A 484-nucleotide genomic window follows, 5' to 3' on the forward strand; every position below is an offset into this window, starting at 1 on the left:
TCTATGCCAAGCTGGAGCTGTTGAACCCGGGAGGCAGCGCCAAGGACCGCCCTGCCGCGCGGATGCTCGCCGCAGCTCTCGAGCGCGGGCAGATTGGGCCGGGCTCTGTCGTCATCGAGTCCAGCTCCGGCAATATGGCGATCAGCCTCGCCGCTATCTGCTCCCGTCTGGATATGCGGTTCATCAGCGTCGTCGATCCGAAGACGGCTCGGCAAAATATCCGCATCATGCAGGCTTACGGCGCCGAGCTCGAGCGGGTCGAGCAGCCCGACCCGGCTACCGGCGAGTTCCTGCCTGCGCGACTCGCCCGGGTCCGCGAGCTGCTGCAGCGTATCCCCGGCAGCTATTGGCCCAACCAGTATGCCAATGAAAACAACTACCTCGCCCACCGAGACGGCACAATGCGGGAAATTGCCAAGCAGCTCGGCCGCGTCGACTACGTGGTCGGCGGCGTCAGCACCTGCGGTACGATGCGCGGCTGCGC

At 65.7% G+C, this 484-nt stretch carries 1 protein-coding gene; it reads left to right on the forward strand.

The annotated features are described in order from the left end of the window. Positions 1–484: pyridoxal-phosphate dependent enzyme (locus PA598K_RS27770; RefSeq protein ID WP_128660058.1), on the forward strand; the 484-nt coding region annotated here is incomplete at both ends.

Origin of the sequence: Paenibacillus sp. 598K (assembly GCF_003851045.1) — a bacterium.
Taxonomy (GTDB): Bacteria; Bacillota; Bacilli; order Paenibacillales; family Paenibacillaceae; genus Paenibacillus_D.